This window comes from Leptospiraceae bacterium, from assembly GCA_024233835.1.
In the GTDB taxonomy this organism is placed as follows: Bacteria; Spirochaetota; Leptospiria; order Leptospirales; family Leptospiraceae; genus JACKPC01.
The window spans coordinates 937,564-955,101 of the sequence record JACKPC010000002.1; the positions used below are offsets into that span (position 1 = coordinate 937,564).

At 35.0% G+C, this 17,538-nt stretch carries 18 protein-coding genes; 12 read left to right on the top strand and 6 right to left on the bottom strand.

Annotated features, from left to right (window positions below; genetic code table 11):
• Positions 1-31 precede the first annotated feature (31 nt).
• A complete protein-coding gene (locus H7A25_13455; GenBank protein ID MCP5500908.1) occupies positions 32-784 on the bottom strand; it encodes a fused MFS/spermidine synthase in 753 nt (250 codons plus the stop codon).
• Positions 785-890: 106 nt separating this feature from the next.
• Positions 891-1,097 carry a hypothetical protein gene (locus H7A25_13460; protein MCP5500909.1) on the bottom strand — a complete coding sequence of 69 codons (207 nt, stop codon included), beginning with the start codon at positions 1,095-1,097 and terminating at the stop codon, positions 891-893.
• 159 nt (positions 1,098-1,256) lie between these two features.
• On the opposite strand from H7A25_13460, the gene H7A25_13465 reads away from it, so the two are divergent.
• On the top strand, positions 1,257-2,570 hold the full coding sequence (locus tag H7A25_13465; GenBank protein ID MCP5500910.1) for a transposase: 1,314 nt from the start codon (positions 1,257-1,259) through the stop codon (positions 2,568-2,570).
• Positions 2,571-3,012: 442 nt separating this feature from the next.
• Here the strand turns inward: H7A25_13465 and H7A25_13470 are convergent, their stop codons facing one another.
• Positions 3,013-4,212, bottom strand: a complete 1,200-nt coding sequence (locus H7A25_13470) for an acyltransferase (protein MCP5500911.1) — start codon at positions 4,210-4,212, stop codon at positions 3,013-3,015.
• Between the two features lie 144 nt (positions 4,213-4,356).
• On the opposite strand from H7A25_13470, the gene H7A25_13475 reads away from it, so the two are divergent.
• From H7A25_13475 to H7A25_13495, 5 genes are all read left to right on the top strand, one after another.
• Positions 4,357-6,132 carry a PAS domain S-box protein gene (locus tag H7A25_13475; protein ID MCP5500912.1) on the top strand — a complete coding sequence of 592 codons (1,776 nt, stop codon included), beginning with the start codon at positions 4,357-4,359 and terminating at the stop codon, positions 6,130-6,132.
• 111 nt (positions 6,133-6,243) lie between these two features.
• Positions 6,244-7,032 carry a M23 family metallopeptidase gene (locus H7A25_13480; protein MCP5500913.1) on the top strand — a complete coding sequence of 263 codons (789 nt, stop codon included), beginning with the start codon at positions 6,244-6,246 and terminating at the stop codon, positions 7,030-7,032.
• A complete protein-coding gene (locus H7A25_13485) occupies positions 7,013-7,846 on the top strand; it encodes a haloacid dehalogenase-like hydrolase (protein ID MCP5500914.1) in 834 nt (277 codons plus the stop codon). Before H7A25_13480 ends, H7A25_13485 begins: the two co-directional genes overlap by 20 nt.
• Position 7,847: 1 nt before the next feature.
• The gene (locus H7A25_13490; GenBank protein MCP5500915.1) at positions 7,848-8,519 is read left to right on the top strand and encodes a 16S rRNA methyltransferase; all 672 of its coding nucleotides are present in this window, start codon (positions 7,848-7,850) and stop codon (positions 8,517-8,519) included.
• A 63-nt stretch (positions 8,520-8,582) separates the two neighbouring features.
• Positions 8,583-9,479 carry a hypothetical protein gene (locus H7A25_13495; protein ID MCP5500916.1) on the top strand — a complete coding sequence of 299 codons (897 nt, stop codon included), beginning with the start codon at positions 8,583-8,585 and terminating at the stop codon, positions 9,477-9,479.
• 45 nt (positions 9,480-9,524) lie between these two features.
• Here H7A25_13495 and H7A25_13500 read toward each other — a convergent pair whose 3' ends face one another.
• A complete protein-coding gene (locus tag H7A25_13500) occupies positions 9,525-10,013 on the bottom strand; it encodes a hypothetical protein (protein MCP5500917.1) in 489 nt (162 codons plus the stop codon).
• A 92-nt stretch (positions 10,014-10,105) separates the two neighbouring features.
• Entirely contained in the window at positions 10,106-10,543 is a 438-nt protein-coding gene (locus H7A25_13505; protein MCP5500918.1) for a hypothetical protein, read from the bottom strand.
• A 192-nt stretch (positions 10,544-10,735) separates the two neighbouring features.
• On the opposite strand from H7A25_13505, the gene H7A25_13510 reads away from it, so the two are divergent.
• From H7A25_13510 to H7A25_13530, 5 genes are all read left to right on the top strand, one after another.
• The gene (locus H7A25_13510; protein MCP5500919.1) at positions 10,736-12,154 is read left to right on the top strand and encodes a TerB family tellurite resistance protein; all 1,419 of its coding nucleotides are present in this window, start codon (positions 10,736-10,738) and stop codon (positions 12,152-12,154) included.
• Positions 12,155-12,187: 33 nt separating this feature from the next.
• The gene (locus tag H7A25_13515) at positions 12,188-12,604 is read left to right on the top strand and encodes a hypothetical protein (protein ID MCP5500920.1); all 417 of its coding nucleotides are present in this window, start codon (positions 12,188-12,190) and stop codon (positions 12,602-12,604) included.
• A gap of 64 nt (positions 12,605-12,668) precedes the next feature.
• Complete coding sequence (locus tag H7A25_13520) at positions 12,669-14,108, top strand: nicotinate phosphoribosyltransferase (GenBank protein MCP5500921.1); 1,440 nt, start codon at positions 12,669-12,671, stop codon at positions 14,106-14,108.
• Positions 14,109-14,134: 26 nt separating this feature from the next.
• Positions 14,135-14,764, top strand: coding sequence for a bifunctional nicotinamidase/pyrazinamidase (gene pncA, locus H7A25_13525; protein ID MCP5500922.1), 630 nt, complete (start codon positions 14,135-14,137; stop codon positions 14,762-14,764).
• Positions 14,757-15,467: a histidine phosphatase family protein gene (locus tag H7A25_13530; protein MCP5500923.1), complete on the top strand. Its 711-nt coding sequence runs from the start codon at positions 14,757-14,759 to the stop codon at positions 15,465-15,467. The genes pncA and H7A25_13530 overlap by 8 nt, the downstream gene beginning before the upstream one ends.
• Before the next feature lie 9 nt (positions 15,468-15,476).
• Here the strand turns inward: H7A25_13530 and H7A25_13535 are convergent, their stop codons facing one another.
• Positions 15,477-15,905, bottom strand: a complete 429-nt coding sequence (locus H7A25_13535) for a hypothetical protein (GenBank protein MCP5500924.1) — start codon at positions 15,903-15,905, stop codon at positions 15,477-15,479.
• 133 nt (positions 15,906-16,038) lie between these two features.
• On the opposite strand from H7A25_13535, the gene H7A25_13540 reads away from it, so the two are divergent.
• A complete protein-coding gene (locus H7A25_13540; protein MCP5500925.1) occupies positions 16,039-17,535 on the top strand; it encodes a M20/M25/M40 family metallo-hydrolase in 1,497 nt (498 codons plus the stop codon).
• Positions 17,536-17,538: the final 3 nt, after the last annotated feature.

Here is a 17,538-nt window from a genome sequence, read left to right on the forward strand (position 1 = left end):
AAAGAAAAGGTTCATTTTTTTAGAATTATTTTTAAGGCTTTAAGGCGGGAAGTTTGTCCCTCTTCCGAAATAACTCCGTAAGAGGGTAATAAAAATTGTATTTCTTCTGCAAGTCCTGAGCTCTTTCCCAACTGGCATATTTTTTCTGGGAAAGATTATTACAGGAAATTAACACTACAGCATGCCTCGCTCCAAGAGAATACATTTCATGAAGAGGAAATACTTTTCGCAGGCGAGAATAAATGAGTGTAAAACTTTTTGTTCCATAATGCAAATTACTCACAAAGCAACCCTCATCCTGAAGGTGTGACTTGAGCAGACGAAAGTATTCTTCAGTCATCAATTCGGTAGGGATATAACCTCCCCTATAGGTATCACCAAGAATAACATCATATTTCTTTTGAGATCCAGCCAGAAACTTCTTAGCATCCGAAATGTATATTTTTTGTTTAGAATCCTCTTTGACACCAAAATATTTTATAGCACAGGAAACAACCTCCGAATCAATATCCACCAGATCCAGATTTAAATTTGGCATATGCCTGTGTAAATAATTAGAAACTCCGCCGCCTCCGAGTCCGAGCATTAGAAGGGAATCCTGTTTCGGAGTATACAAAAAACCGGTAGACATAAGGCGGTTGTATAAAACAGGCAAGACCTCAGGATTCGAAAGATCCGAGCGGGATTCGAGATAGCGATGTCCTTGATTTACAAAATACAGGCTTAGATAATTACCCTGCTTTACAACCTCTATCGAATTATAGACACTGTTTTTTTTAAACAAGAGAACCTCCCCCCCTTTCTGTTGAATTCTACCCTTCTCTGCCAGAAGGAAAATGGAAGGTAAAGCGAAAAGACTAAATAATACTGTTAGAAACTTTTTATTTTCACTAAGGTAGTTTCGTAATTTCATCGGGTAGCTGGATAAATTCTTCAAACTCCATTCCATAGTACATGGAATCTATATTGGTATAAGAGGAACGCAAATACCATATCAATTTTGCCCTGGCTCTTATTTCAACCCCTTCATTTTCATCATCCTCTGCTCGTATTATCCTCAATTCATAGTATCGATTTTTTTGAAGAAATGTATCCAAAGCTGTAATGACACAAATCCCACTCAAGGATCAGCAATTCCCGCTTTGCTTGTAACAGGCAGATAAGGCTAAGATTTTTGGGTTTACAGGGAAAGCTTTCGTAAACTTTTTCATCAAAAATCGCTTGTACCTGTGCAGGGATATAGTCTTTTTGACTATATGCCAGCCAAAAACGAGTTACACGCACGGGTAGATTTATCAGCAGATGGACTTTATCAAGCAATTCGGGAGGAATTTTCTAAAATTCCAGACCACAGGGTCAATCCTTCGATTTCTCTAACAGATGCTTTAATGTCAGCCTTTGCTATCTTTTCTCAAAAGAACGCATCACTTCTTGAGTTTGAAAGAGAAAAAGTGAAGAATAAAAATCTTCAAAGTATATACAAGATTCAAGAGATACCCTCTGACACTCAAATGAGAGAAATTGTTGATGAAGTTTCAACAGGAGCTTTCAGGAAAATATATAAAAACCTTTTTTCAAAACTTCAGCGTGGCAAGGTTCTCGAATCTTATCGTGTCCTTGATGATTATTATATTCTTTCCGGGGACGGAACCGGATTCTTCTCTTCAGGAAAAATTCATTGTAAATCCTGTCTTGTAAAGAATAAGAAAAGTGAAACTCTCTACCAGCATATGATGTATGGTGCCTGTATTGTGCATCCGGATAAGAAAGAAGTTATCCCTCTTATGTTTGAACCTATTACAAACGAAGATGGGAAAACAAAAAATGACTGTGAGTTAAACGCCTCTAAACGATTTATTGAAGATTTTAGAAGAGAGCATCCTCATTTAAAAACAATATTTGTAGAGGATTCTCTGTTTTCAAATGCTCCCCACATTGAATTACTGAAAGAGAAGAATCTATCCTTTATCATAGGTGCAAAAGAAAAAAATCACAAACACCTTTACAATCAACTTGATAAGCTACAGGAATTAAAAAAGACAGAGCAATTCTGTATAGAGAAAGATAGATTTTCTCATTACTTTTCTTTTACAAACCAAATTTCTTTAAATGAGACTTCAGAACTCAAAGTCAATGTTCTTGAGTATAAGCAGGTTGATAAAAAAGAGCATATGATTGCTTTTAGCTGGGTTACAGATATTGAAATTACAAAAGAAAATGCTTATGAATTGATGCGAATCGCGAGAGCACGATGGAAGATAGAAAATGAAACCTTCAATACTCTGAAAAATCAGGGTTATCACTTTGAACACAATTATGGACATGGCAGTAAGAATTTGTCTAATAACTTTGCAACTCTTATGATACTTGCTTTTCTTGTAGATCAGATCCAACAATCAAGCTGTGCATTATTTCGAAAAGCACTTGGAACTTTTCATGCAAAAAGATTGTTCTGGCAAAAGATAAGAAACTTGTTTGAAATATTTGAATTTTCATCTATGGAGCAACTATTCCAGGCTATTGCTTATGGATTTAAAGCAAATATTTCTATAGGAGAAAATTCATCATAGCGAGATTTTTAAAAACAGTGAAAAATTTTCTGAAGGAGCTATTCATTCATTTTTCCTTGTACTAATTTTACTATGATTTTAGCTCAATTTTTACTATACATAAGTATTTTGGGTTCTTTTCCTCGAAGGAAATCCGGAAGTTATGGATTAAAAAACAGGCTTAAAGAAGCCTTGTACTCTAAAGCGGGAATTGCTGCTCAAGGATATGTCTCGTATATATGCATTAGAATAGCTATTAGGACCCAGTTGAATTTCTACCCGGTATGGATTTTGCGGATCAAAAAAATACCGTTTATTCCTTCTTTTGTCTACAGACATAATACTACATTATTTACTATTTTAGTAAAATCAAGTATAAATATAGTCAGAATTTTTTTTTACAAACATATCAAAAAGTTTTTTTGTATCCTTCAAATAAAACCGAAAAATGAAGACTTCGGTTCTAAGTCGTTTTCTTTAACCTCTCTTTCAAATATAAAAAGGGAGCTTCTACAATAGCATAGAGAAAAAATGACCAGATCATAATAACAAGCACTCCGTATAAAAAAACTGTTCCGAACTCCAGCCAGGTAATTGTTCCCTTTTCAATGACTTTTTTGGAAATTTGCGTGCCATTAGTTGCAGTAATAAAAATATGGATATGCCATAAATAGATTGTATAACTTAATCTGGCTATCGGAGTAAAAATTTGAAAACTCATTACTTTAGAAATAATGGAGTTTTCATCCAGACACAGTAAAAATAAAATAGCAAACCCAATATCAAATCCATTATAATTCAAGACTTGAAAATAAATAGAATTTACTTTGGAAGTATCTACAATATGACTTAGAAATAAAATAAAGAAGGATATAAGGTATAGCTGAAATCTTAGAAAAACTTTATCATGTAAGAATGCAAGAATATTCCAATTTGTATGAAGTTCCATGAGAATTATCCCCAGCAGCAGAGCATCAAACCTGGCATGTATTGGATAGTGTGTATAATAAATACGATATCCTTCCAGGGAAAAATCGGTATTATAAAAAGTAATAAATCGAAATAGAAGAGGAAGAAAATACAGTAAAGATAAGGTATAAAGCCTACTCTTTTTTGCTAATCTAAAATATATAAAATGAACAAAAAAAGGAAGAACCAAATAAAATTTTTCTTCTACCGACAAAGACCAGGTATGAATATGTATCCCTTTGAAATAATCAGACATATAAATAAAATCCATCGGCCACCACGAATAGACTTTGATTATATCTTTATACTGAGGCAGAGTCTGAAACTTTGGATTATTAATTATTATCGTATATATCACAAAAATAACAGTCAAAAAGAAATAGTATGCAGGAAAAATTCGTAAGGTCCTTTTTAAATAAAAATTTTTAAAATCAATCTTCCCGTATTTGTTCCATGTATTTTGCAATTCTTTAGAAATCAAATAACCACTTAATATAAAAAACAAATCAACACCGGATACAAAATTTCCAAAAAAATGATGTATTATAGGATTAGTATTTGGTATATTTTCTAATAAAGGTTGAATATGGTGTAATAAAACTAAAAGTATTGCGAGAGCCCTTAAGCCATTGAGAGAACGTAATTCTCCCTTACGAGTAAAAAAAACCTGCTTCAACAAATCAAAATATTTCATCTATAAATTCCCATTAGATTATAACTTATATATCCAGCAAGCTGATTTTTTACTTTTCCCAAACAATTAAAAACTTGACAAATCTTATCCTTCATCTCTACCTATCAACAATCAATAAATATAAACAAGCAAAAAAAGAATACCATGACTCTAAATCACAGCATATTTTACCTGATAATTATTTTAAATATCTTATCTTCTTCGTTCTCCATTTTTTTAGCCATAACAGCTTATAGAATGAAGAGTAACAAAATAGCTTTCCAGTTCGCTTTATTAATGAGTATTTTCTCTATCTGGGCACTATCCAAACTCGCTTCTCTTTTTGTTTTTTCTTTAGAAATTCAGATTTTTCTTTTCCATGCAGTTCGTTCCTTAACTATTTTCACACCCTACATGATTCTTCTTATAATAACAAAGTATTTAAAGCATTCTACAAAATACTTAAATATTTTATGGATATTGGCTGCTTCATTATCAATATTCTCTTTGTCTCGAATTTTTTTTGGCTCTACAAATCATTCTTATCATATTATATATCTTTACAAGATTCCTATATTACAATTCGTACCCAATCTCTTTTCAGCTCTATACATCCTGTTTTTATATTTTTGCTTATTTTTAACATTCGCGATACTCCTATATAACCTATTCAGCAGTTCACAATATTTTAAAAAACAATTATTCTATATCTTGATAGCCATTAGCCTCCCGGCCATCAATGATTTACTATTTCGATTCGGTATTTCGATCATTCCCGGTTACCATTTAACTCCGGAATTTTTCATGATAGGAAATTACTTTTTCGCAAAAGCATTATTTGAGGAAAATTTTTTAAATATTATCCCGGTTACAAGGAAAGTAATTTTAAATAATATCGAAGAAGGTATCATAACCGTTTCCCCCCATGATATTATTATTGAGTCAAATCAGTATTGCCAGTACATATTTAATTTATCAATTTCTCAGATAATCGGAAAACCTTTTTTTGATGTATTTCAATACTATCCGGAATTTATCCAACTATACAAAAAAGCTGAGAATGGAGAAATTATAGTAAATACTTCAGAAGGAATAGAAAACTATTTTATAGTAAAATTCTCAAATGTAACCGATAAAAATCAAAAAAAAATAGCAACCATAATCATTCTACAAAATATTACAGAAAGGAAAAATACAGAAAATCAACTTCTAAATTACTCCACTGAATTAGAAAATATGAATATAGAAAAAAACAAATTTTTTTCTATTATCTCACATGATTTAAAAAGTCCTTTAAGCGGTATCATCGGAATATCAAGTATTATCTTAGAAGAACTTGAAAATACAAATCATGAGGAAATAAAGGAGTATTCCCAAATGCTTCATGATTCTATTCTAAAAACATTTAAACTCCTGGAAAATTTATTAGAATGGTCAAGAATCCAGACAGGTTCTATAAAATTTATACCTGCACCCCTTGCTGTAAAATCTCTCATAAATGAATCAATTGAATTAATCAAAATGTCTGCTTTAAAAAAGCATATTTCAATTATAAATGAAATAATGGATGATAATCTTTATATTCATGCAGATCCGAATATGTTCCAAACTATTCTGAGAAATATTCTTTCTAATGCTGTCAAATTTACAAAACCAAAGGGTCAAATTCTTGTTAAGGCAATAACTCTGGAAGAACAGGATAAAATTCAATTTGATATCATAGACAATGGCATTGGTATCAGCGAAGAAGAACAAGAAACGATCTTTTCTATCTCCCAAAAACAAAGTAAACTCGGAACAGATATGGAAACCGGAACCGGTCTGGGTTTAATTCTATGCAAGGAATTTGTCCAAATAAATCGGGGAGAATTATCTATTAGAAGTAAAGTTAATGAAGGAACCTGTGTCAGCTTTACCCTTCCTCGAATTCGTAAACAATAGACTTTTGGAGCAGGCAGTTTCTTGAATCTAGAATCATATCAGATACCTTTTCTTGACAGAAAGAAAGCCTATTCCATTCTTGGTTTATTCACATTTATTCAGAAGGTGCCCATGCTAAAATTAGTAATTTTACTTATTCCCATTCTATTCTTGTTTCAAACCTCCATTTTTTCTAATTCCTATAATAAACAGATTGCCAGGCTCGACAACGAATACATCCAGACTTATAAAGGTCGGGATGGTAGATGGGTTCAGCCCTATTACCTGACTTCTTCTTTTAAAACCGTAATGAAACGCTTCGGAACGAGTGAAAAAGAAGTAAAACAAATCAATGAAATACCGGAAGATGGGCATTTACCTCTACGGGGTGCCATTTTCTTTCCTTTCTCCCGAGACTATATGAAGAAACTATTTAATCAGGGAAAGGGAAGAAAAATGATAGAGTCCGATGTAAGAGAACTCATCTGGCCGATAGGCACGAGTTCCCGTTATGTTTCCATTACTTCGAGACTCGGAATGCGTAACCTCGGAAAATTAGCTATGCACAAAGGTATTGACATTGCCTGCAAAAGAGGAACTCCCATTCTTGCTGCCAATGATGGAATCGTCGAAATAGCAGGTGAGAATGGTAATTTTGGGCTTGCCGTGTTAATACAGCATAAATTCAATAACTTAAAAACACTCTATGCTCATGCTTCTTCCCTGGTGGTTAAAAAAGGTGACTTTGTAAAAAAAGGCCAGATTATTGCTCTGGTTGGAAATACCGGTCACTCGACTGGACATCACCTGCACTTTGAAGTTCGCTATAGAGATATTGTTTTAAACCCGGAACACTATTTTACACCTCCGGGACAGGAATACGATGAGAAAGTAGTAATGCATGAAAAACTCCTTGATTGAAACTTTTAATCAGAACGCCTGGACTAAGGAAAACTTTGACTTCCTCCAGGATTTCATTCCGGCCAACGAGGGTTCTCTGGCCTGTTTTGACTTTGATAATACTTTAATTAAGAATGATCTGGGGGAAAGAGTCATGCTTTCCCTTCTGGATGATGGCTTAGAGCATTTTCAGGGTCTCTTTTCCTCTTATTTTAAAGAGCCAAAGGTAGCAGATAGTTTTTATAAGGATCGATTTAAGAACCCAAAAGCTTTTACATCCTTTGTTTTCTCTGAATACGAAAGAATTCGAATCGAAGAAGGGCTGGAAAGGGCATATCGCTGGACTTCCTTTATTTTTTCCGGATGGAAGGAAGAAGATTTCAGGCTCTATGTCAAAAAAGTCTGGGATGAACAAAAGGAGCTTCCAAAATCAGAAGCAGCTCTCCCTTTTCTGGAAATGAAAGAACTCATAGCTTTTCTATTAGAAAATTCCTGGGATATTTATGTGCTTACAGCTTCTCCGGAACAGGCTATACAGGAAGCGGTTTATGATTTTGGAATATCTCCCCAAAAGGTAATCGGAATGAGGTTGGTTTCAAACCTTGAAGGTGATTCCACGCCCGGAATCAGTGAACCTTATACGTACGGAAAGGGAAAAGTAGAAGCCATTAAGAAATTTATTAAAAAGGTTCCCTGCCTGGCCTTCGGAGACTCGATTAATGATTTTCCCATGCTTACCTATGCAAGAAAAGCTGTTTTATTTGATAGGGGAGACGAAAATCTAAAAACTGAGTGTAAAAAAGCAGGAATTTATATCCAAAAACCATTTTACTAAAATGTCCTGTTTATACCTAATTTCTGTTCCGATTGGCAATAAGGAAGATTATAGCCTCCGGGCAAAGGAAGTTATCTCAAAAGCCCAGCTCATTATCGGAGAAGAATTTAAGGAGACTTCGAAGTTTTTAAAATCTCTGGGTCTGGAAAAACGGGATTTTGAACTTTATAATGAGCATAGTTCCGAAATAGAAGTCCGAGAACTGGCAGAAAAAGTAAAAAATTCCTCCCAATCCGTACTATTGCCGGATGCAGGAAGTCCGGGAATAGAAGACCCGGGCCGCAGTCTTGTCAATATATGCAGGTCTATGGGAGTCAGTATACGAGTGATTCCCGGTCCCTCGGCTCTTACAGCAGCTCTTTCTCTATCCGGTTTTTCGGTAAGACCCTTTACCTTTATAGGATTTTTAAATCGAGATGATAAGAAAAGGGAAGAAGAACTTTTACAGTATCTCAAACTAAAACATACCCTTGTTCTTTATGAAACTCCTTACCGTTACAAAAAGGTACTGAAAGAACTTGGCAGGCTGGCAAAGCGAGACTTAAAAGTCTTTTTAGGTTTATCCTTAACTTCTGAAGAGGAATTTCAATATATAGGAAATTTAAAATCTCTTCTTCCCCAATTAGAATCTTTACCCAAAGCTCCTCCCGTTATTGTGATAGACAATTCTTAAAAATTTTATTTACTTTCCCTAATCGCTTATAGTATTTTTAGAATAACATCAAGTGAGGAACTTATGTGGTTTTACAAAATTTTAATTTTAACTTTATTGCTGGTTTTTCCTGTTTTTTCAGAAGAAAGCTCTACTTCAAAGCCCTGTTTACAGGGAGATTGTCAGGATGGAGAAGGTATTTATCTCGATGAAATAGGAAATCTCTACCGGGGAACATTTTCGAAAGGTTTTTTTTCAGGTAAGGGAGCCAGTATCTTTAAAAATGGAGATGTTTATACAGGAGATTATTCATCCGGTAAACCTGAAGGTTTTGGTTCCTATCATTTTCATAATGGAGATTTTTATACCGGAAATCTGAAGGAAGGAAGGCTTGAAGGTAGAGGTTATGCAAATTCTTACCACGGACACCGCTATATTGGAAATTTTAAAAAGCAAAAATTTCATGGTGTTGGATATTACATTTATCCGGATACTACCTCCTTCTTTGGAAATTTCGAAGACGGTTTTCCGAGGGGAAAAGGGCTTTTAATCGGAAAAAACGGCTCTATGTATGCAGGAGAGTTTGATGGGATCTCAAACATACCCAGAGGTTTCTTTATTCATCCGAAGAGTAATCGGATTTACGGTCTGGTGGAAGAAAGTAAAATTACTAAAAAACCGGAATATATTCATTCAGCCGGAGAGCGTTACGCCGGTAATTTAGAAAATGATAAGTTTTCCGGAAATGGTGTTTTGATTTCCGAACTGGGGAACTTATATTATGGAAATTTTGTAGAAGGTAAACTGGAAGGAGAAGGAATTTTTCTATCTTCTGCCGGAAACAAATACTATGGATTCTTTAAGGACAACCGCTTTCATGGAAAAGGAACCTTATACGATAAAGAGGGCTATGAAATTTATTCCGGAGAATGGGAAAATGGAGCTCCTGTAAATAAAGAAATCAAAGAACTTCAAAACTAATATTATAAATAGAGACAGCGGGTAAATACCCACTGTCTTTTTTCATTATTTACGAATTCTTTTTTTAGTTGTAGTTCTGGTAGAGACTTTACTGAGCCTGGGAATGTATTTTTCCAATAAGCTACTTGCCATCTTATCAGCCTGGGTAATTCCTTCCAAACCAGCTAAATCGAAGCTTTTCAAAAATTCTTCTAACTTCTTTGTATTTTGGAAAACTTTATTTTTACTATCGGCGATTAGACGGATTTCAAAACGGTTTCCTACCAACAACCAGATGTGGTTATTTTCAGAGACTTTAGCCGGGTATTTCCCATCGACTACTTTCTGAGTAGCTGTTTTATAGCTATCGATAACAGAAGCATTTCCAACCTGGTCAAACATCTGGAACCACATAACCCTTTTGCTTCCCTGTTGCACATCAGCACTTAAGAATGTTCCGAGTGTGCTTACGCGGGAATATTTTAAAGGAGCAGGCCCGCAGGCAACCAGACCTAAAACAAAGATTGAAATAAAGAGAAGTAAAAACTTACGCATATATCCTTCCTTAGTTTTTTTGCCATGGTGCTTTCTTTTTTCGAAATTTGTCCAATAATTTTTTTCGTAAAAACTCTATTCAAAAAAAAGAATTAGGATAAGTCAGAATTAGAATCTAACCATTCTTCTGCTTCTCGAAAACTTAAAAAACTTTTATAGGATATACCCGTCTTCTGTAAAGAATATAAAGAAGGAATCTGCCTGAGCGGAGATTCCGGAAAGATAATCGCTACATTTCCAAGGCCTTTTTCCTGAGACATCTCCTGAGTCCTGGCTATTTCATCAGCTACGGCCCGGCAATATGGAAGACAATAGCGCTTATCGGATAAAACAGAAAACCCTGGCTGTAACCTGGAAAGGGCTTTTTCAAAAGCAGGAATATATTCAGAGATTTCTTCAACGAAAAAAATGGGTTTAGATGTATAATAAAGATAGAGACGGTTCTTTTTCTGATTTATGCTCAGGGTAAAATAATCTGTTTTCTCAATAATTTCAACTTTATCAATCAGAATACTATTACTCAAGTTCATTTTAGCTTACCTGATTTACAGATATTGTAAGTAGTTTTCTTTGCCAAGAGAAAAATTATGAGGACAACTCCTATTTATAAAATCTAAGTATTGCATCCTTTTGTACTGGCTTGAATACGAAAAAAGACTTGTTTAATCCTGTGCTTATCAATATATTCTTTTAATTATTAGCCTGATTGATTCGGAGGACTTATGCTGGAAGATTTAGTTAAGGGAATTGTTAAAGAATTTGCAGAAGAATTCATGAAAGAACTGGTCATGGAAAGGCCGGATGGTTCCAAGCAATCTATAAAAGGTTATCAGAAATCCAAAGGTAAGGATTCTGCAAATAAGTTCGTTTCCAAACGTTTTAATAATCGAAATTTACCTCCAAAAGTAGATATGAGAAAACTGATGACTGCGATCGAGCAACAGGGAGACACATTTAGCTGTACTGCAAACGCAACCGCCGGAGCTTATGAATATCTACTAAAAAAACATCTTGGTGATAATGCTTATGACGTAAGCCGACTTTTTTTATACTACAATGCTCGAAAAATGGATCCGGAATATAAGAAAATGAAAGACCAGGGGAGTTGTATTGATCTAGCAGTGAAGAGCTTGAAAGAATATGGCATTTGTTCGGAAAATACCTGGCCTTTTGATGAAGATAATGTGAACGAAGAACCGTCAAAAAAAGCCTATGAAGAAGCCAGTAAATTCCTTATCGAAGACTATATGGTGGTTCCCACAGAATTGGATGCCTGGAAATCCTGCCTGGCTGAAGGATATCCGATTATTTTTGGTCTCTCCCTGTTTAAGTCTTTTGATAAACATCGAAAAGGTCTGGTTCCTAAACCTACACCCAAGGAAGTTTCCAGAGAAGAGCATAGCGGCCATGCCATGCTCTGCGTGGGCTATTCAGATGCGGATAAGGTCTTTATCGTCCGCAATTCCTGGGGAAAAGATTGGGGAGATAAAGGATATTGCTATATTCCTTATGACTATATTATTAATAAGAAATATAATGATGGAGATACCTGGATAATCAAGAAGATCGATACCGATGAGTTAGATGAATCTCATTGGGGAGATGACGATTCCCTATTAGAAGACTTTGACTCAGAACTTGATAATATGTCTGAAGATGATTATGAAGAAATGCTCGATGCCATGGGAGATTATCCGGTTGAATACAGGCTGGGATTAATTGCTCTTCACGCTGCCAATGCGGATGATGAGTTAAGTGATGAAGAGTTAGAACAGATTTCTTCCTATCTGAAAGATACTTTTAAAAAGTTAGGTTCGGAGTATTCAGTAAAAGAGGTTTTGAAATTTGCCAGAAAAAATCTGGATGATGAAGATCTTTTAGAAGAATCCATAGAACTCTTAGGTGAACACCTGAGTAATAGCTTATTAGCTAATATAACAAACAGCTTATATGAAATTGTGGAGGCTGACGATCTATCCGAGGAAGAAGAAGAGTTTGTCGATGACTTAGTGGATGCCTGGCAAGTTGATGATGATGAAGATGATGAAGATGATGATGATGAAGATTATGAAGAAGATGATGAGGAAGACGAGGACGATGTAAAAAAGAAGAAGAAAAAAAAGAAAAAAAAGAAGAAATAATTATTAAAGTAACAGCAGGGATAAATTAAATATATGAACGTACAAAGATTCACAGGATTTATTTTTCTATTTTTAATCTTTCCCTGTTCTCTTTATGCAGATAACCTCGGAGCTCTGGTTTATGGTTTTCTCTGGGTACTGGGTTTAGCTCCTCTCGCTTTAATTTATTCTTTACAATTAATCTTTGCTTTTTATTGCAAAAGAAAACCTGTATACTCGTTATATGTAAAGATTGTAAATTATGTTTTTCTTATTTTTGGTACCGTTTATGGAGGTTTTGTATTTTTATTTTCTTATCTCTTACTCGATACCCACTTTAATACGATGGCAAGAGATACTTTCATCATTACCTGTATTTTTGTTGCTATAGGTATATTTGCCCAGTGGCAAAGTCTGACACTGGATAAGATCTTACGTTCACTAAGGAAACCTTCATCAAATGATTTTTAAAATTTTAGAAATAAAAACTTGTTTTTTAAAGCTCAAACAAAATTACTATTGTATGAGGTAAATAATGAAAGATTCTATTCTTTTTACCGACTTATACCAACTCAGTATGGCTTATGGATATTTCAAATCCGGAAAGCATGAAGAAGAAGCCAACTTTTCTATGTTCTTCAGGAAAAATCCATTCCATGGTGGTTATGCACTGAGTTGCGGGCTGGAAAGGTTTCTTACTTACCTGGAAAGTTTTTCTTTTGAAGAAGAAGAAATTCACTATTTATCCACCCTTCAAGGAAGTGATGGAAAAAGACTTTTTTCTTCTGATTTCCTCGACTATTTAAGGACATTACGATTTACTTCAGCTGTGGATGCTATACCGGAAGGGAATGTGGCATTCCCTTTTGAGCCTTTGGTTCGAGTGCGAGGTCCCTTAATTGAGTGTCAATTAATCGAAACCTTTCTTCTAAATGTCATAAACTTTGAAACCCTAATTGCCACAAAAGCCAGCCGTGTTGTTTTTGCTGCCAAGGGCGATCCAGTTTTAGAATTTGGCTTAAGACGTGCACAGGGAACCGACGGAGGTCTTTCTGCAAGCCGTGCCGCTTTTGTGGGAGGATGCTCGGCTACTTCAAATGTTCTGGCAGGTTATAAATTTGGCATTCCGATAAAAGGAACCCATGCTCATAGCTGGGTGATGTCTTTTGATTCGGAAAAGGAAGCTTTTGAGAAATATGCCGAACATATGCCGAACAACTGCGTTTTCCTTGTGGATACTTATGATACGGTGCAGGGCGTAAAGAATGCTGTTGAAGTAGCCAAAACCTTAAAGGAAAGCGGGCATCGATTTCTCGGAATACGTTTGGATTCCGGAGACCTTGCTTACTTAAGTAAGAAGGCAAGAGAAATCATGGACAAGGCTGGCTTTTCAGACGCAAGTATTTATGCCAGTAATGATTTAGATGAATATCTCATACAGGATATTAAGTTACAGGATGCAGCTATCAACGTATGGGGTGTTGGAACTAAATTAGCTACAGCTTATGAACAACCCGCCCTCGGAGGAGTGTATAAAATTACAGCTCGTAAGACTGCTGGAAACTGGGTACAGACTTTAAAGGTTTCCGAACAAAAAGAAAAAACGAATATACCCGGAGTCTTACAGGTCAGGCGATATAAAGACTCAGATGATTTATACTGCGGGGATATGATCTATGATGAGTTACTGGGAAATGTTAATAACGATGTTATTATTGATCCGAATAATACAACAAGAAGAAAAAAGTTAGAATATACAACTTATAAAGATCTCTTAGTGCCGGTGTATAAGAATGGTTCCAGGCTTATACAAAAAGAACCTCTAAGTCTGATTCAAGAAAGAGCCAAAACAGAACTCGACTCGTTTCATAAGGGAATCCGTCGTTTTACAAATCCGCATGAATACCCGGTTGGTCTTGAATCTTCACTCTTCCGGAATCGGGAAAAGTTGATATTACAAGCACGAGGATTTTAATATTTACTAATTTAGGAGATAGGAATATGACAAATTGTCTTATACTGGTAGATTTACAATATGACTTTATGCCGGGTGGAGCTCTGGCTGTTCAGGAAGGAGATAGAGTAGTTCCCATTGCTAACCATATCATGGAAAACTTTTCTATGATTGTATCCACACAGGACTGGCATCCTGCCGATCACGGAAGTTTTGCTTCTCAACATAGCGGTAAAAAACCGGGAGACTTAATTGATTTGCACGGGCTTCAGCAGGTCCTCTGGCCCGATCATTGTGTTATGAATACAGAAGGAGCCAAATTTCATAAGGACTTACGTATAGAAAAGATTCAAAAAGTCTTTCCCAAGGGACAGGAAAAAACCGTAGATAGTTATTCCGGCTTTTTTGACAATGGAAAACGAAAGGCAACCGGGATGCATGAATACCTGAAAGAAAATGGAGTAAAAAAAATCTTTGTCTGCGGTCTGGCACTGGACTTCTGCGTAAAGTTTACAGCTGTGGACGCTAAAGAATTGGGTTATGATACTTACCTCATAGAAGATGCCTGTAGAGCGGTAAACCTTTCTCCCGGAGATGATAAAAAAGCTATAGAAGATATGAAAGCATTAGGTATTCATTGTATTTCTTCTTCTGACATAGAGAAATATAATGTCTAAACTGTATTTAATACGACACGGAAGTGCAAATTCAAAAGGTGAAAATTATGATATGCTTTCTGAACGGGGTATTCAACAGTCTAAATTTCTTTCCTCTTATTTTGAAAGTATTCATTTGAATCCTTCCGTAGTATATTCAGGAAGTCTAAAGCGTCAGAAAGATACAGCAGAGATTTCAACATCCTTTTTACAACAGGATGTTGAAAGAAAAGAGTTTATCGGACTCAATGAGATTACGGTAGAACTCTGGAGAACTGTAGCTGAAAGTTTATCTCTTACCGATGCTTCTTTTGCGGACACTTTACAAACCTGGCTACAGGTTCGCTCCGAAGGAGGTAAGAGGGTCTTACTTCTTTTTTATAATTTAACTGTAAAAATTGTAAAAGCCTGGAAAGAAAAGCAGGTGGAATTAGGAGGACTGTATTCTTATGAAGAATTTAAATCTTCCTGCCTGTCGTTTCTTGAAGAGTTAAATCATTATTCAGGTAAAGAAGATGTTGTAATCGCTTTTAGTTCCGGTACTCCTATTTCTATTTTACTTTCAAAGTTTTTGCAACTCGGAGAAGAAAGGGATTTAGATTGGCTTCCCCGGATCTACAATACCTCTCTTTCAGTGATTGATTATCGAGATGGAAAATTTACACCTTATTGTATTAATTCGATTTCTCATATTCGAACGGATAATTTGATAAATCTAATATAATAATATTTCTTAAAATAACCAGAAAGGTTTATTTACTTTTTGGATAGCCTTGTAGATTTTTAATGTTTCTTCTTCATCCGTTTCGACTTCCTTCCCGCGATAGGCCTTTACCAGAATTGCCTTTTGTTTGTTTTTCTGATTAAAGGCAATTTCGGCCGGATCGTCATCTATTAAAATATCTGCTTGAATCAAGGATATATCTTTCATAAGTTTTTTATTTTCAGGATCATAGTCTTCACGATAAATTCGTGTATCAAAAAACTCATATAATTCATTTCGTTTTAGTATTTCGATAGCCCTCGCCCTTCCGGAGTTTGTCCAAAGGATAAGGGAGTGGCCTTCTTTTTTTAAGCGCTCCAGTAAAGGTTTAATACCGGGTCTCAGTTTGTTACCAAAATCATCACTTAATGTATTGTCCATATCAAATACGAGTTTCATAGCGATGTTTATGGATTTTATTTACTTTATTTATTTTGGCGAGAATTTTTTTCTTTATTTATAATGGATTTCTATTTTTAGAAAAATACAAATTCTTGACCTTTTCTAAAAATAAAAAAAACTTAACAATGATATGAGGTATAACTTGAATCCTATTAAAAAATTATTTATTATTTTTAGTACAGTATTTGTTGTTCTTTTGATTCTTACAACTGTCTTATTATTGAATATGTATCGTTATCCATTTGGAAAACCGGGTAAGTCAAATAATTCAGCTACAGCGAAGATTCCCGAATTAAAACCAGAATCTATACAAAGATTTGTTAACGGCATACAGGTTCCTACTATAAGTAAAGCTGATTATGGAAAAACAGATTTCCCTGCGTTTGAAAAATATATTCAGGTTTTAAAAGAAAACTATCCTATAGTCTTTTCGACAATGTCAGAAAAACGTATTAACCGTTATGCTCTTGTACTGCATTGGAAAGGAACAAATTCGAGAAGTCAGCCTATATTATTTTTAGCTCATTTAGATGTAGTAAATCCCGGAGATGAAAAACGTTGGAAACAGTCTCCTTTCTTAGGAACTATTCACGATAAAAGATTATATGGCAGGGGAACTTTGGATATGAAGAACATGCTGCATGGAATATTAGAAACCTGTGATGAATATATAAAAAAAGGTTTTGTTCCAACGCGTGATATATACCTTGCTTTTGGACAGGATGAAGAGGTAGGAGGTAAAGAAGGTGCTGTTAAAATTGCTCAATATTTTAAAGCTGAAGGATTAAGATTTGAAGCAATATTTGATGAAGGAGGACTTGTAGCCAAAAAAGGAAGTTTGAAAGGTATTCAAAGTGATATTGCAATGATCGGAGTAGGCGAAAAAGGATTTCTATCAGCTGTCATTAGGGTCAAAGGAAATGGGGGACATTCATCCATGCCACCACTCGAATCGACTATGGGACAGGCAGCTCAGATCATGATAAACTTGGAAAAGAATCAAATGCCACTCAGATTAGTTCCCAGTATTGAGATTTTTCTAAGTAATATTGGTGGAGCAATGTCATTTCCTAGTAGATTGGCAATAGCCAATCAATGGTTGATGAAACCTATATTACTAGAACAACTCGCAAAAAATCCGGCAACTAATGCGATTGTTCGCACAACAACTGCACTCACAATGATGAAAGGAAGTGAGGGAACTAATGTAATAGCACCAGAAGTCGAATTTGTTGTAAACTTTCGAATTCTTCCGGGTGATACGGTAGAAGATGTACGTTTACATATAAAAGAAGCCTCTAAAGATTATGTGGTAGAAATTAAAGAAGTAAGTAATACACGAGGTGCTTCTAATATTTCAAAAACAGATGTCTCTGCTTATAAAACCCTTGAAAAAGTTATACAAGAAATTTATCCTGAAGCTATTGTAAGTCCCTATATTACAATTGGAGGAACCGATGCTTTTAAATATGGGGACTTGAGTGATAACATTTACCGATTCAACCCGGTTATATTAGACGCAGTTGAACGAACCAGTATACATAATTACAATGAATCAATTCATCTTGAAAATTATCAAAGAACGATTCATTATTATAGATTACTTATAGACCAATTCAATAAATAATAA

Bases quoted from the DNA above. Each gene is read 5' to 3' on its own strand.
- H7A25_13510 (MCP5500919.1), top strand. From the start codon at position 10,736: ATGCTGGAAGATTTAGTTAAGGGAATTGTTAAAGAATTTGCAGAAGAA.
- H7A25_13475 (MCP5500912.1), top strand. From the start codon at position 4,357: ATGACTCTAAATCACAGCATATTTTACCTGATAATTATTTTAAATATC.
- H7A25_13495 (MCP5500916.1), top strand. From the start codon at position 8,583: ATGTGGTTTTACAAAATTTTAATTTTAACTTTATTGCTGGTTTTTCCT.
- H7A25_13480 (MCP5500913.1), top strand. From the start codon at position 6,244: ATGCTAAAATTAGTAATTTTACTTATTCCCATTCTATTCTTGTTTCAA.
- H7A25_13540 (MCP5500925.1), top strand. From the start codon at position 16,039: ATGAGGTATAACTTGAATCCTATTAAAAAATTATTTATTATTTTTAGT.
- H7A25_13470 (MCP5500911.1), bottom strand. From the start codon at position 4,212: ATGAAATATTTTGATTTGTTGAAGCAGGTTTTTTTTACTCGTAAGGGA.
- H7A25_13535 (MCP5500924.1), bottom strand. From the start codon at position 15,905: ATGAAACTCGTATTTGATATGGACAATACATTAAGTGATGATTTTGGT.
- H7A25_13520 (MCP5500921.1), top strand. From the start codon at position 12,669: ATGAAAGATTCTATTCTTTTTACCGACTTATACCAACTCAGTATGGCT.
- H7A25_13530 (MCP5500923.1), top strand. From the start codon at position 14,757: ATGTCTAAACTGTATTTAATACGACACGGAAGTGCAAATTCAAAAGGT.
- H7A25_13515 (MCP5500920.1), top strand. From the start codon at position 12,188: ATGAACGTACAAAGATTCACAGGATTTATTTTTCTATTTTTAATCTTT.
- H7A25_13490 (MCP5500915.1), top strand. From the start codon at position 7,848: ATGTCCTGTTTATACCTAATTTCTGTTCCGATTGGCAATAAGGAAGAT.
- H7A25_13500 (MCP5500917.1), bottom strand. From the start codon at position 10,013: ATGCGTAAGTTTTTACTTCTCTTTATTTCAATCTTTGTTTTAGGTCTG.
- pncA (MCP5500922.1), top strand. From the start codon at position 14,135: ATGACAAATTGTCTTATACTGGTAGATTTACAATATGACTTTATGCCG.
- H7A25_13465 (MCP5500910.1), top strand. From the start codon at position 1,257: ATGCCAGCCAAAAACGAGTTACACGCACGGGTAGATTTATCAGCAGAT.
- H7A25_13485 (MCP5500914.1), top strand. From the start codon at position 7,013: ATGAAAAACTCCTTGATTGAAACTTTTAATCAGAACGCCTGGACTAAG.
- H7A25_13505 (MCP5500918.1), bottom strand. From the start codon at position 10,543: ATGAACTTGAGTAATAGTATTCTGATTGATAAAGTTGAAATTATTGAG.